11 protein-coding genes are annotated in these 13,941 nt (G+C 31.8%); 7 read left to right on the plus strand and 4 right to left on the minus strand.

Translation table 11 applies throughout. From position 1 onward, the window contains the following. The first annotated feature begins 10 nt into the window (after positions 1-10). From LCI24_RS06725 to LCI24_RS06735, 3 genes are all read left to right on the plus strand, one after another. A complete protein-coding gene (locus LCI24_RS06725; RefSeq protein WP_274639681.1) occupies positions 11-1,054 on the plus strand; it encodes a serine hydrolase domain-containing protein in 1,044 nt (347 codons plus the stop codon). 200 nt (positions 1,055-1,254) lie between these two features. After that, positions 1,255-1,485 (plus strand): hypothetical protein, encoded by a 231-nt coding sequence (locus tag LCI24_RS06730; protein ID WP_274639682.1) that lies wholly within the window; start codon positions 1,255-1,257, stop codon positions 1,483-1,485. A 23-nt stretch (positions 1,486-1,508) separates the two neighbouring features. Beyond that, complete coding sequence (locus LCI24_RS06735) at positions 1,509-1,811, plus strand: hypothetical protein (RefSeq protein ID WP_274639683.1); 303 nt, start codon at positions 1,509-1,511, stop codon at positions 1,809-1,811. Between the two features lie 60 nt (positions 1,812-1,871). Here LCI24_RS06735 and LCI24_RS06740 read toward each other — a convergent pair whose 3' ends face one another. From LCI24_RS06740 to LCI24_RS06750, 3 genes are read right to left on the minus strand one after another with little or no spacing between them, the layout of a single operon-like run. Further along, positions 1,872-3,080, minus strand: coding sequence for a BaiN/RdsA family NAD(P)/FAD-dependent oxidoreductase (locus LCI24_RS06740; RefSeq protein WP_274639684.1), 1,209 nt, complete (start codon positions 3,078-3,080; stop codon positions 1,872-1,874). Further along, the gene (locus LCI24_RS06745) at positions 3,080-4,006 is read right to left on the minus strand and encodes a GYDIA family GHMP kinase (RefSeq protein WP_274639685.1); all 927 of its coding nucleotides are present in this window, start codon (positions 4,004-4,006) and stop codon (positions 3,080-3,082) included. The genes LCI24_RS06740 and LCI24_RS06745 overlap by 1 nt, the downstream gene beginning before the upstream one ends. Then, positions 4,006-5,739, minus strand: a complete 1,734-nt coding sequence (locus LCI24_RS06750) for a hydroxymethylglutaryl-CoA reductase, degradative (protein WP_274639686.1) — start codon at positions 5,737-5,739, stop codon at positions 4,006-4,008. Before LCI24_RS06750 ends, LCI24_RS06745 begins: the two co-directional genes overlap by 1 nt. A gap of 142 nt (positions 5,740-5,881) precedes the next feature. On the opposite strand from LCI24_RS06750, the gene LCI24_RS06755 reads away from it, so the two are divergent. The 4 genes from LCI24_RS06755 (at position 5,882) to LCI24_RS06770 (ending at position 11,910) form a co-directional block, all read left to right on the plus strand. Further along, positions 5,882-8,029 (plus strand): S9 family peptidase, encoded by a 2,148-nt coding sequence (locus LCI24_RS06755; protein WP_274639687.1) that lies wholly within the window; start codon positions 5,882-5,884, stop codon positions 8,027-8,029. A 12-nt stretch (positions 8,030-8,041) separates the two neighbouring features. After that, positions 8,042-9,466: a peptide MFS transporter gene (locus tag LCI24_RS06760; protein ID WP_274639688.1), complete on the plus strand. Its 1,425-nt coding sequence runs from the start codon at positions 8,042-8,044 to the stop codon at positions 9,464-9,466. Positions 9,467-9,538: 72 nt separating this feature from the next. Further along, the gene (locus LCI24_RS06765; RefSeq protein ID WP_274639689.1) at positions 9,539-11,293 is read left to right on the plus strand and encodes a peptide MFS transporter; all 1,755 of its coding nucleotides are present in this window, start codon (positions 9,539-9,541) and stop codon (positions 11,291-11,293) included. Positions 11,294-11,391: 98 nt separating this feature from the next. Then, positions 11,392-11,910 carry a thioredoxin family protein gene (locus LCI24_RS06770; protein ID WP_274639690.1) on the plus strand — a complete coding sequence of 173 codons (519 nt, stop codon included), beginning with the start codon at positions 11,392-11,394 and terminating at the stop codon, positions 11,908-11,910. Between the two features lie 3 nt (positions 11,911-11,913). On the opposite strand, the gene LCI24_RS06775 is transcribed toward LCI24_RS06770, so the two are convergent. Continuing rightward, positions 11,914-13,941 carry a ComEC/Rec2 family competence protein gene (locus LCI24_RS06775; RefSeq protein ID WP_274639691.1) on the minus strand — a complete coding sequence of 676 codons (2,028 nt, stop codon included), beginning with the start codon at positions 13,939-13,941 and terminating at the stop codon, positions 11,914-11,916.

Genomic DNA, 13,941 nt, shown 5'->3' on the forward strand with positions numbered 1-13,941 from the left:
AATAAACAAAATGAAGAAACAACTAATTGTTTTTATAGGATTGGTATGCTCTATTATTACCTACGGACAACAAGTAAATTTAGATCAACTTTTACATTCTTTTGAAGTAGAGCATAAGGCAATGGGTACGGTTTCTATTTTTAAAAACGGAGCCGAGGTATATAATAAGTCATTTGGTAAAGCAAACTTAGCTTTAAATAAAATAGCTAATGAAAATACTATATATAGAATAGGGTCTATATCAAAAGTTTTTACAGCTAGTATAGTGCTAAAACTTATTGAAGAAAAGAAGTTGCAATTAAGTACACGGTTAAGTACATATTTTTCAGAAATACCTAATTCAAACAAGATAACGATAAAACATTTGTTAAGCCATCAAAGTGGACTATTTAACATTACCGATGAAGAAGGCTTTGATACTTGGATTCGTAAACCAAGAAATAGAAAAGAGATGATAGGTAAAGTTGTAAAAGGAGGAACGGTATTTGAAGTAGGAACACAAACAGCGTATTCAAATTCTAATTTCATACTACTGTCTTATATTGTAGAGGATATAGAAAAGAAACCGTTTGCAAGAGTTTTGAAGGAAAGAATTTTTGAGCCTCTTAATTTAGAAAGAACCTCTTTTGGTGCTGAATTGAACCCGAATAAAAACGAAGCTTTTTCTTATTATTCAAATAAAAATGTTTGGACTCCAATTTATCAGGAGACAAACTTAAAGTCAACTATGGGAGCTGGAGGTATATCTTCTACCGCTCAAGAAGTAAATGAATTCTTTAATGCTTTGTTTACTGGTAAAATTATTTCAGATGAAATGATAAAAAAAATGACAACACCAGAGAATGAATGGGGGTTAGGAATATCTGTAGTAAACTTTCAAGATATGATTATTTACGGACATGATGGGGGAATTGATGGGTTCCAATCTTTAGCACTGTATCTGCCTGTGCAAAAAATATCAATAGCTTTTACATTCAATGCAACTAATGTACCTACAACCCCAACAGCTATTCAAATATTACAAACCTATCTTTCATCAGAAGCAAAGAAATAATGACTATGAAAAAAGTGTAATATATTTTATAATGTTTCCATATAACTTGTTTGGTTAACAAGAAAACAAAGGCGATGCCTTTAGGAAGAAGAATATTTAAAAAGAATGATTAATTATACTTGGAATATAGAACAAAAGTAAAACAGTCAATCTAGCTATAAAATACCCGTTTCTATTTCAGAAATGGGTATTTTTGTTTTATGAGAAAAATTAAACTGATTTGGGATTTTAAAGGTCCAGATGGTCTTGAAACCGCAAAGCATCATTGTATCCATTTAAAAGAATTTGCTCAGATTGATAGTTTACCATATCATGAAGTAAATTTTGTATCTTTAAACGAAATGCACACCATTGCTTTTATTGTGGTTGATGAGGAATACATGAAAACCTTTAGAGATGCATTAAAACCTCATAGAGGAGAATTAGCATAATATAACACAAAAAAAATAGATCTATGTTTTTAATTAATGCCTTAGCAAAACCTAAAAAATCTTCTGAACATTACGATGAAGTTATCGGAGCTTACGTAAGCTTATATATCGATTATAAAGATATTGAAGGAGCTATGCGATTAGCAAAATTTTACATCAAAAATGAAGATTGGAAAGTAGTAGAAATAGAAGACGAATATTTTACGTTAGATTCAATTGATGATGTAGAAGATGATGAGCAAAAAGAATTGTATGAAGAAGCTGTAGAGTATGGGTACTCTATCATTTTTAACTGCTACGAAGAAGAAGGAGAAGACGAAGACTAAAAAAAGTAAAGTCATTTCGAACGAAGAAAGAACTCTTAAAACTTTGTTCGAAATGATTTTTTATTCAGCAATTGCATTAGCACAAATAAAACCACCTGTCCAAGCATTTTGAAAATTGAAACCACCAGTAACGGCGTCAATATTTAATACTTCACCTACAAAGAATAAGTTTTGATGTTTTTTACTTTCAAAACGTTTAAAGTTGATTTCCTTTAAATCCACACCACCAGCAGTAACAAACTCCTCTTTAAAAGTAGTGCGTCCATTAGCATTAAATAACCCTTTGGTAAGTTCGTTAGCTAAGTTTTGAAGCTGTTTATTACTTATATCAGCCCAATTTAGATTGTTTTTTATTTCTGAAGCTGTAACCAATCGTTCCCACAATCGGCGTGGAATATCACTAAAAGGTGATTTTAAAATTATCTGTTTTTTAGCCTGTGATTTCTTTAGTCCTTGTAATTCTTCGAGAACAGTACTTGTATCTTGTCCTAACCAATTTACCAATACGTTGTATTGATAATTTTTGTCAGCTAAAATACGGGCACCAAAAGCGGATAATTTTAATATAGCAGGTCCACTTAAACCCCAGTGGGTAATTAATAACGGACCAGAGTTTTCAAGATTTGTTTTAGCTATTTTTACTTCTGCATTAGGTACCGAAATTCCGCCTAAATCAATAATTCGTTTGTCTTTTATGTTGAAAGTAAATAAAGAAGGAACGGGTTCAATAATAGTATGGTCTAGGGTTTTACATAAATCCCAAACTTTTTTACTGCTTCCTGCAGCAACAACCACAAAATCAGCTTCAAAATCTTGATTTTTTGTGTTGATAAACCACTTTTTATCTTGTTGATAAATGGAGTTTACACCATGGTTTTTTAACACTGTAATTCCGAGGTTATCAACAGCATCTTGAAAACAATCTATAATAGCTTGAGAAGTATTAGCTTCAGGAAATACTCGATTATCTGCTTCAATTTTTAAAGGAACTCCACGATTTTCAAACCATTCAAAAGTATCACCAGTCATAAATTTATGAAATGGGCCAAGTAGTTCTTTTTCACCCCTTGGGTAGAATTTTGTTAGTTCTTTGGGTTCAAAACATGCATGAGTAACATTACAGCGACCTCCACCAGAAATCTTCACCTTTTGTAAAACCTCTTTTCCTTTTTCAAGAATGGTAATGTCTAATTCAGGATTGAGCTCTTTTGCGTTAATCGCTGTAAAAAAACCAGCGGCTCCACCACCTATTATAACTACTTTTTTCATTATAAAATCATTTCTTTATAAGGAAGAATGGTATGAAATCCTTTTTGTTGAAAATAGCTTATTGTGTCTTCATTTCCAGTAGCTAAAACAAAATCACCTCCCCAAGCTCCTAAACTTTTCACTTCACCAAAATAATCGGAAAATCCAGTTTCTTTTATCGTTTTAAGTTTTAGTATAGAACTGATAATTCTTTCGTGTTCAATAATTACTTTATCTAAATCTTTTGAAGTGTTAGCGTTTAAAAACTCCTGAGTTAAGCTGTTAATTTCTGGAATTAATAGTAAAGCTTCTTCTCTGTATTTTTTATAATGTGCAATTCCCTCTCTGCTGTTTTGTTTTTGGTTTAAATGCACAAAAAACAATTCTTCAGAAAAACTTGGGTTGAAATTTACCTCTTCAACAAAAGGTTGTTTTTCTTTTAATTGATATAGGATAGGAGAGTTATGCTTTGCGCAAGCAATATCGTAACCGCTTCCTGAAAATGCATTCCAAAGCAAGGTAAACGGATTTACATTTGCCCAAGTAGCAATATTATTAATTAAGGTTGAAGAACTTCCTAATCCCCAGTTTTGTGGAAATGTCAGGTTAGTTTTAATAATATAACCATTTTCAGTAGTTAGAAACTCTGGATTTAAACGTTTTGCTTCTTGTAAGAGATCTCGTAAAGTTTCAGCAATAAACTCAGCGCTTCCTTCTTTATCTGAATTAAAAGTAGCTGAGGTTAATCTAAGTTTAGGTAAATCGAAAGAAGCTTCAAACCAACAATCTCCAGTGTGTGTAAAACTTCCCCAGATAAGTTGTAGTTCTTTAATGGGCTCAATTACTAAATCTTGCCCAAATTTTGTTGGAACAGCCAAAGAGGTTGCGCCATCCAAAACAACGTACTCTCCAGTGAGTAATAATTTTCCGTTAGAATAGTGTCGCATTATACCAATCCGAATTGTTTAAAATGATGTGTAAAGTGCTTCACTTGGAATTTTTTCCAATACTCGTAATCTAGCTCACCAAAAAACGGGTGTACAACTGTTCTATTTGGGTTTTCGGTAAAAACTTGTTCAAATAGTTGAACCTGTTCAATTAAATCGTCAATAGCTTCTTCCTTCGAACTGAACTTCAATGGAGTTGGATCTTCTGATAAAAACGGAGCTTTAAAACCTATTTGTAATTCACTATCAGAATTTAAAAAAGGTTTTCTACGAGCTGTTTTTTCATCAGAAACATAGATGTCTACATTCCAGTTTCCATTTGCAATTTGGGTAACCGCGCTTAAGTGCTCTACCATTTGCTGTCCGTTCATTTTTCCAAACAAAGGTTTAGTATCAGCTTTTAAATTGGCTAGTGTACTGCGTATTTCTTCTTCGTTAAAAAAATCTACCCATTGTACTTTTGGTTTACGTAGTTCGTTTAGTTTTTCAACTACGGCACTATGTGATGCTGTTCTGTCTTCAAAATAAGCAACTACTACTTCTTTTTCTTCATTAGTTGCTTTATGTTGATTTAAGATATTCATTAAATGCATTTTCATATGCCCATGTTGAATACCTTTGGTTGTTAAGGCGCGTAAAGCAGCAAAATTTTGAGCTAAACCAGCAGCAGCAATAATTTGCATTAAGGTGCGTGCACTTGGTTTTTGCATCATGTCTAACGATAATTTAGCCATCGGATGTAAAGCAGTTAAACCACCAACAGTTCCCAATGCTAAAGGGATTTCAATCCAAAACTTAAAAATACTGTCTTTTACTTCACAGTGTGTTAGGCTTTTATATTGGCCGTCTTTTGAAGCATAGGCGTGCGCACCAGCTTCAATTGCTCTAAAGTCATTACCAGTAGCAAGTACAACGGCATCAATTCCGTTCATAATTCCTTTATTATGGGTTACTGCACGGTAAGGTTCTATTTCAGCTATTTTAACAGCTTGTTCAAATTTTTGAGCAAACTTCTCAGGGTTCTTTCCGCCTAACTCTTCTACCTTACAGCTTACTTCAGCTCTAACTAAACATTCAGGAACATAGTTTGAAAGAATACTCATTACAATTTCAATATCGTCCTTTCTAAAAGCCTTTGCAATAGCTTCTAAGCAAGAGTTAATGAAGTTAGCCCCCATACTATCTTTTGTTTCAAACGTAACATGTAATTGATAGTAGTTTGCAAGCTTATCAGTTTTATCAACTAATTGAATATCTAAAATTCCACCACCGCGCTTTTCCATGTTCTTAGTTATGGGTGCCGTGGCTGCATATAATTCAGTTTTATGTTGGTTAAAATAGTTTTCTAACTCATTTTTATCACCAGCATACATAAAATGTACTTGGCCAATTTTGTTGGTAGAGATTACTTCAGTTTTAAATCCACCACGAGTACTCCAAAACTTTGCAACTAACGAAGCAGCAGCAACTACAGAGCTTTCTTCAACTACCATTGGTATTACATAACTACGCCCATTAATAATAAAATTAGGAGCAATACCGTAAGGCATATAAAAGTTAGAAATGGTATTTTCAATAAAATCATCATGCAATTGTTGTAGCTTATCATCTACATTCCAATATTGCGTAATAGTTTGTATAATTTCTGGTTGATTATTAAAGTAAGTTTTTGCCAACCAGTCTATTTTTTCTTCTTTGGTAAGTTTAGAAAAACCAGAGATCGTTTTAGACATTCTCAATTCATTTTTGATGGTTCAAAGATACGTGAATCCTGTTAAAATGGTTATGTTATTTGGTTTTTATGATTTTTTTGAGGGGATTTTTGGCTATTTTTCCGTAAACTTGGCAAACTTTTTAGATAAACAACAACTTAAGATGAAGAAAATATTATTATTGTTTATAGGAATATCTTCGCTAGTACAAGCTCAAAAAAAAGATATTTCTTTAGAGGATATATGGAAAAAAGGCACATTTAGAGCCGATTATATGAACTCTTTAAACTCTATGAATGGAGATTTTTATTCGCTATTGAATTATGAAAATGGAAGTTCTACTGTAGATAAGTACAGTTATGAAACATTAGAAAAAGTTGCAACGATAGTTGATAGTAAAGATTTAGCTGGATTAAAATATTTTCAATCATATAGTTTTAATAATGATGAAACTAAATTAATTTTAGGAACAAACTTCAAACAAATTTTCCGTCACTCATATTTAGGTACATTTTATGTGTATGATATTGCTAAAAAATCATTAGACTTAATTGGTACAGATATTCAAGAACCAACTTTTTCTCCTGATAGTAAAAAAATAGCATACGCTAAAGACAACAATTTATTTATTAAAGATTATTCAGATGCCAATGTGGTAATTCAAATTACTAATAGTGGTAAAAAGAATGAAATCATAAACGGTATTACAGATTGGGTTTATGAAGAAGAATTTGGTTTCGTAAAAGCATTTGAATGGAGTAAAGACAGTAAAAACTTAGCATATTTACGTTTTGATGAGAGTAAAGTTAAAACTTTTTCAATGGACGTATATGGAAAAGAAAAATACCCAACACAGCATGTGTTCAAATATCCAAAGGCTGGTGAAGAAAATGCAAAAGTAGCATTACGTATATTTTCATTAGAAACGAACAAAACTGCAGAAATTAGAGTTGGAGACTATGAATACATTCCTAGAATTAACTGGACAAACAATCCAAATATTTTAGCAGTTAGAACATTGAACCGTCACCAAAATGATTTAAAAATGTATTTTGTTGATGCGACTACTTTTAATAGCTCTATAGTTTTAAATGAAACTGACAAAGCTTATGTAGATATTACAGATGATTTAACTTTTTTAGACGATAATAGTTTTATTTGGACAAGTGAAAAAGATGGGTACAACCACATTTATCACTATGATAAAGACGGTAAGTTATTGAATCAAGTAACTAAAGGAAACTGGGAAGTTACTTCTTACTACGGATACAATGCTAACAAGAAAACTATTTACTATCAATCGGTAGAAAATGGATCTATTAATAGAGGAGTATACAGTATTTCTTTAGATGGAAATAATAAAAAATTATTAAGTAACGCTTCAGGAACAAACAATGCTTCTTTTAGTAAAAACATGCATTATTTCATTAATACTTTTTCAGATGTAAATACACCTCCTGTGTATACGTTAAGAAACGATGAAGGGAAGGTATTAAAAACTATAAAAGATAACGCAGCTTTAAAAGAAACTATTGCAGGATATAATTTAAGTAAAAAAGAGTTTTCTACAATTAATGTTAACGGAAACGACTTAAATATGTATACTATCAAGCCTGCAAACTTTGATGCAAATAAAAAGTATCCAGTTTTAATGTATCAATATTCAGGACCAGGTTCTCAAAATGTAAAAAACAGTTGGAATAGTTCTAATGATTATTGGCACCAAATGTTAGCACAAAATGGTTATATAGTTGTTTGTGTTGATGGTAGAGGAACTGGTTTTAAAGGACGTGATTTTAAGAAAGTTACTTACATGAATTTGGTGAAGTATGAAACTGAAGATCAAATTTCTGTAGCTAAAGAGTTAGCAAAATTATCATATGTTGATGCAAATAGAATAGGTATTTGGGGATGGTCTTTTGGAGGTCATATGAGTACTAACTGTTTATTAAAAGGAAATGATGTGTTTGCTGCTGCAATTGCAGTTGCACCAGTTACTACATGGCGTTTTTATGACTCTATTTATACAGAACGTTATATGCGTACTCCAGAGGAAAACCCAGCAGGATATGATGACAATTCACCTTTAAATTATCCAGAATTATTAAAAGGAAAGTATTTATTAATTCACGGTACAGGAGATGATAATGTGCATGTTCAAAATGCTTACAGAATGGCTGAAGCTTTAATTCAGGCTAATAAGCAATTTGAATGGGGTATGTACCCAGATAAGAATCATGGTATTTATGGAGGGAACACTCGTTTACACTTGTATACCAAAATGACTAACTTTATTAAAAATAACCTATAAAATTCGACAACTATGAGTACACTTAAACAAACAAATCAAAGTGAGTTTTTGGGGCATCCCAAGGGCCTTTATGTTTTATTCTTCGTAGAAATGTGGGAGCGTTTTTCATACTATGGTATGAGAGCTATTCTAACACTTTTTTTAGCGGCACCAGTTCTTTTAGGTAATCCACAATCAGGTTATGGTTGGTCTAACGCAGAAACACTATCATTTTACGGAACATATACAATGTTTGTTTATTTAATGTCTATTCCTGGAGGTTGGATTGCAGATAAATTTATTGGTCAGAAAAAAGCCGTTATGCTTGGCGGAGTATTACTTTGTCTAGGGCACGGTATTTTGGCAATTGATGCTCAGTGGGCGTTTTTTACAGGGTTAATATTAATTGTTATTGGTGTAGGTTTTTTAAAACCAAATATATCAACAATGGTTGGAGGACTTTATAAAAAAGGAGATGACAGAAGAGATAAAGGATTTTATATTTTTTATATAGGGATTAATCTAGGAGCTTTTTTAGGAGCTTTAATTGTAGGAGCTGTGGCAGCTAAATGGGGATGGCATTATGGTTTTGGATTAGCAGGTATAGGAATGGCTTTAGGGCAAGTAGTATACATGTTTGGTCTAAAATACTTAGAAGGAGTAGGTGACTTTTTAGGAAAACAAGATTCTCCAGATAAAGATTTAATGAAGAAACCTCTTACTGCAGTAGAGAAAGATAGAATGTTAGTTATGTTTTTATCTTTCTTAATTATCATTGTTTTCTGGGGAGCGTTTGAGCAAGCTGGAGGTTTGATGAGTTTATATACAGAACAGAAAACAGATAGAGCACTTTCTTTTTCATTACCACTTATAGGAAATGAAGTTCCTGCAGCTGTTTTTCAATCAATAAATGCATTTTTCATCATTACACTAGGAACTTTAGTGGCTAACTTCTGGTACAAGTGGGGGAAAAAAGGTAAAGAATCATCTTCTTTATTTAAAATGGCTATAGGAGTTATTATTATGGCTTTTGGTTTTTTCTTTATGAGTAAAGCTAGTATGGAAGTTGTTATGGATGGAGATGAAATAGTAGAAAAGTCAGCAATGATATGGTTAGTTTTAGCATATTTATTCCATACAGTTGGAGAGTTATGTGCTTCACCAGTAGCATTATCATTTATTACTAAATTGGCACCAGTTAAATATGCTTCATTTATGATGGGAGCCTATTTTGCAGCAACAGGTTTAGGAAATAAAGTAGCTGGTTTTGTAGGTGAACTTTCAGAAGGAGCAGGAGAATTCCAAGTGTTTACTGGGATTGCTATTTTTTGTACAGTTTTTGGATTGTTAATCTTAGCTATTTTAAAACCTTTGAAGAGATTAACACATGGAGCAGAAGAACTAAATGGAACTTCACATGAAGAAGCTGAAGGATTCGAATTAGCAGACAATAACTAAAAAAATAAAGCCTTGGTAGTATAATAATAGTTACTCCAAGGCTTGTTCTATTATAAACTATACATTAAAAGAATGAGTACAGATATCGAAAATTTATTTAAAGACAAAGTTTTAGGGCATCCAGCAGGTTTGTTCGTTTTGTTTTTTACAGAAATGTGGGAACGTTTTTCTTACTATGGAATGCGTGCTATTTTAGTTATCTTTTTAACAGGAGCTATAACAGGAAACAACCCTGGATGGGGCTGGAGTACATCAGCAGCATTATCACTTTTAGGAACATATGCACTATTTGTTTATCTAACACCTCTTTTAGGAGGTTGGTTAGCTGATAATAAAATTGGTTATCGAATGGCGGTAGTTATTGGTGCATTGCTAATGACATTAGGGCATGCAGCAATGGCTGTTGAAACACCTACTTTTCTATATATAGGAATTGCTTTATTAATTGTAGGAAATGGTTTCTTTAAACCTAATATGACTTCGATTATCTCAAAAATGTATGCAGGTAAAGATGATAAGAAAGATGGTGCTTACAACATTTTTTATATGGGAGTCAACGCTGGAGCTTTTATTGGAATAATGCTTTGTGGCTGGGTTGGAGAAAAAATAGGATGGTCATGGGGATTCGGTTTAGCAGGGATCTTTATGTTATTAGGTATGTTACAGTTTTATTTTGCGCAACCTCTTTTTGGAAGTTTAGGAGACAAGCCAGCAAAGAAAGATGTGAAAAATACTGAGGAAGTGGTTGATGTTGATACTGAAAAAAGAAACCCTTTTTCAATAGTAGACTATGCTTTAATAGCAGTTTTTACCGTATCAGCATTAATCTTTATTTTTAATGATCCTTTAAGTAAAATAGGAAACATACAGACATTAAACTTTACCGTAGCAGGAATGAGTGATTCTTTGTTTTTTGCGCTATTGGCTGCAATTAGTTTCATTGTCTTGTTAATTGTTAGAATTCCTAGGTATACAAGAATAGAAAGAGATAGAATGATAGCTTTTTCTATTTTTTCTCTATTCACAATATTTTTCTGGGCTGCATTTGAACAAGCGGCTGGATCACTTCCAATTTATACCAGAGACTTTACGAATAGAATTTTAGAAGGTACTGCAGGAACAGTATTTAAAGTAGTTGACTTATTAGTAACAGTAGTACCATTAGGTATAATTACTTACGTATTAATTAGTTTGTTTAGAAAAACATTTAGCAAAATAGGATTAGCAAATATTATATTAGGAACAAGCTTCTTGATTGTATGGGCTATTGTTTTGTATAAGCTTTATGTAGAGTTTAATGACCCAAATACAGAAGTTCCAGTAACTTGGTTCGCTATATTAAATTCATTATTCATTATTATTTTTGCCCCATTATTCACAAAGTGGTGGGATAGTAGATATAACCCTCCAGCATCTGTAAAATATTTCTTAGGATTAGCATTGTTAGCTTTAGGTTTTGGTTTTCTTGCATTCGGAGCAAGAAATGTAGCTGCAGGAGCAGAAGGAGCAAGTTTAAGTATGGTTTGGCTAGTTTTAGCATATTTATTCCACACGTTAGGTGAGCTATGTTTATCTCCAATGGGATTATCATACTTAAGTAAGTTAATTCCAACTCGTATGATTGCGTTTATGTTTGGAGTTTATTATTTAGCTATTGCAATAGGTAACAAGCTAGCACATTATGTAGGAGGAGACATTGAAAAAATCACGCAAGAGTATAGTTTATCAGGTTTCTTCTTGATATTTACAATTATACCTTTTGCATTAGGTATTGTTTCGTTGTTACTACATCCATTACTAAAAAAATTAATGCATGGAGTTAAATAACTCTAAATAAACGTTAAAACAATCTTTTACAACCTGTCAATTTTAAATGTTGGCAGGTTTTTTTGTAAATTTGGAACACTTATTGAGACTTAAGAAGTATGAAAAAAATAATATTAGTAGCAGTTTTAACCTTTATTTCATTAGGGATCAAGGCACAAGATAAAGTAAATTGGTTAAGCTTTGAGCAAGCGATGGAAATGAGTGAGAAAGAACCAAAACCAATTTTAGTAGATATTTATACTGATTGGTGTGGTTGGTGTAAAAAAATGGATAAAACGACTTATAAAAACAAGGTAATTATTGAGTATATCAATACACATTATTATCCAGTAAAGTTAAACGGGGAAACAAAAGATGATATTACGTTTCAAGGAAAAACGTTTAAGTACCAAGCTCAAGGAAGAAGAGGGTATCATCAATTGGCAGCTGCTATAATGAAAGGACAGTTAAGTTATCCTTCAACAGCTTTTTTTAATACAGAAAGACAGTTGTTACAAAATGTCCCTGGTTACTTAGAAGAAAAAAGGTTTGAGAAAATACTAGCATATTTTAACAAGGATAATTACAAGAATACACCATGGAAAGAGTTTGAAAAAAACTTTAAAAGCGCGATGTAAAATCTATTCTTTAAAAATATAAGCACCATTTTGGCCAGTATACCAAAATGGTGTTTTTTGTTTATAACAAGTTTCTCTCCATCTAGTAATATATGATTTATAATTACTACCATCAGCAATAATTTGTTGAGGTTTTAAGGTAGTAATAAGTCTATCTAAATTAATTTTAGGGCTGTCTTTCAGAATAACTATTGGGTTTTCAAGTTCTTTTATTTGATAAACACTTAGACTATCTACAATCAAAACATGTTTGTTCATATAGGAGGTTATATTTAAAATTGAATCAGTATTTTTAGAATAAACCTCTTCATTAACTCTATAAGATTGTAGTAGCTTTTGATGACGAAGAACAGAATCATTCAAAGAGCTAAAAATGTTTATTTCGTTACCATTTCTTTTTCCTATAATAGAATGTCTACTTTTATGAAATACAATAAATTCACTTTTTCTGTTAATTTGAAACTTTTCATAAAAATAAATTCCCTGAAGTAGGAGAGTAGAAGCCAAAAGTAAAAATACACGTTTATAAGTTTTTTGAATCCAAGCCAGATACAAGAAAATAATAAAAACATACCAAGCTAGCATTGCTTCAAAAGACATTGAGAGTTCTTTCAATAAAAAACCTTCTTGGTGAGAAATCCAATCAACAAAATAATTCATTATTGAGATTATAAATCCGTAACCATCAGCCATAAATTGAGGTAGTATGCTCAGTGTAGCTAATAAAATAATTACAATTCCGAAGAGTAAAATTACTCCTAAAAAAGGAATGATGATTAAGTTAGATAAAATAAATAAACCTGGAAATTGATGAAAATAATACAAACTTATTGGTAATATACCTGCTTGTGCAGCAATTGAAACGGTAAATAAACTCCAACCTTTATTTAGTAACCAAAACTTAGGTTTCCATAGATTGTAGAGTAATGGTTGTACCCAAACAATACCAAAAACAGCTAAATAACTTAATTGAAATCCAACATCGAATAAAAACATCGGTTTTATTAAGAGTAAGAAGAACATCGAACTGACTAATGAATATTCAATAATCTTTTTCCGCTTGAATGATTGTCCAATAGCAACAAAAGTAAACATCGTTACTGCACGAACTACTGAGGCTGATAAACCAGCGATAAAGGCAAAACACCATAAGAGTAATACAATACAGATGGTTTTTACGAGTATTCCGTTAGGAAGCTTTTCTATGGGTTTAAGTAAATAGGAAAAAAGTAGTAGTAAAATACCAATATGCAGCCCAGAAATGGCAAGAATATGAATAGCACCAGCATTTGTGTAGCTTTCTAACAAGTCTTTTGAAATTTCTTGTCGTTGACCTAGTAATAAAGCATTTATTACGGCGAACTCATCATTGGTAAAGTGATATTTTTTTAAAGAGGTTTGTACGCTTTCTCGAATATTAGCCGATAAAGTGATTAAAGAAAAACTAGCATTGTTAAGTTGTTTAAACTCATGTTTGCTTAAAAACACTTGATGATAAATATACTGTTTGGCTAAATACTGTTTGTAGTCAAATTGATGCGGATTTAAAGGTGGAATCAGCACTTTAAAAGGAGTTTTAATACAAATACGATTACCTACCTTTAATACAGGTGATAAACTGTCCTTTTGAATGTTCAGAAGAATATATCCAGTGGTTGTAGAGGAATCAACTTGTGAAACTTTAGCTACATATTTTGTATAGTAATTTCCCGGTTTTAATACTTTTTGTATAGTGAGGATAGAAGTAGAGTTCTCAGCTAATTGATGTTCGTAATGATTTGAATAACTTTTAGGATTGTGAATATACGCGGTACTAATTCCGATAAAAATAAAGAATAGTAGAGTGGCTATACTAAATGCTTTTCGTGCCTGAGTTCTTTTTAAAAAATAAAGAATAATTAAAAATCCTATTAAAGAATAAGCCAAGTATGTAAAATTATACTGCCAAATTTGTGTGTGAAATTGGAATGTTATGCCAATAACAAGGCACACCAAAAAGTGAAAAGGAGGGTATTCTAACAATTTTTTCAT

Source organism: Tenacibaculum larymnensis, assembly GCF_028829235.1.
Classification (GTDB): Bacteria; Bacteroidota; Bacteroidia; order Flavobacteriales; family Flavobacteriaceae; genus Polaribacter; species Polaribacter larymnensis.

Excerpts from the sequence above, each read along its gene's own strand:
- LCI24_RS06725 (WP_274639681.1), top strand. The coding sequence starts at position 11 with ATGAAGAAACAACTAATTGTTTTTATAGGATTGGTATGCTCTATTATT.
- LCI24_RS06740 (WP_274639684.1), bottom strand. The coding sequence starts at position 3,080 with ATGAAAAAAGTAGTTATAATAGGTGGTGGAGCCGCTGGTTTTTTTACA.
- LCI24_RS06765 (WP_274639689.1), top strand. The coding sequence starts at position 9,539 with ATGAGTACAGATATCGAAAATTTATTTAAAGACAAAGTTTTAGGGCAT.
- LCI24_RS06730 (WP_274639682.1), top strand. The coding sequence starts at position 1,255 with ATGAGAAAAATTAAACTGATTTGGGATTTTAAAGGTCCAGATGGTCTT.
- LCI24_RS06735 (WP_274639683.1), top strand. The coding sequence starts at position 1,509 with ATGTTTTTAATTAATGCCTTAGCAAAACCTAAAAAATCTTCTGAACAT.
- LCI24_RS06745 (WP_274639685.1), bottom strand. The coding sequence starts at position 4,006 with ATGCGACACTATTCTAACGGAAAATTATTACTCACTGGAGAGTACGTT.
- LCI24_RS06770 (WP_274639690.1), top strand. The coding sequence starts at position 11,392 with ATGAAAAAAATAATATTAGTAGCAGTTTTAACCTTTATTTCATTAGGG.
- LCI24_RS06760 (WP_274639688.1), top strand. The coding sequence starts at position 8,042 with ATGAGTACACTTAAACAAACAAATCAAAGTGAGTTTTTGGGGCATCCC.
- LCI24_RS06750 (WP_274639686.1), bottom strand. The coding sequence starts at position 5,739 with ATGTCTAAAACGATCTCTGGTTTTTCTAAACTTACCAAAGAAGAAAAA.
- LCI24_RS06775 (WP_274639691.1), bottom strand. The coding sequence starts at position 13,941 with ATGAAAAAATTGTTAGAATACCCTCCTTTTCACTTTTTGGTGTGCCTT.
- LCI24_RS06755 (WP_274639687.1), top strand. The coding sequence starts at position 5,882 with ATGAAGAAAATATTATTATTGTTTATAGGAATATCTTCGCTAGTACAA.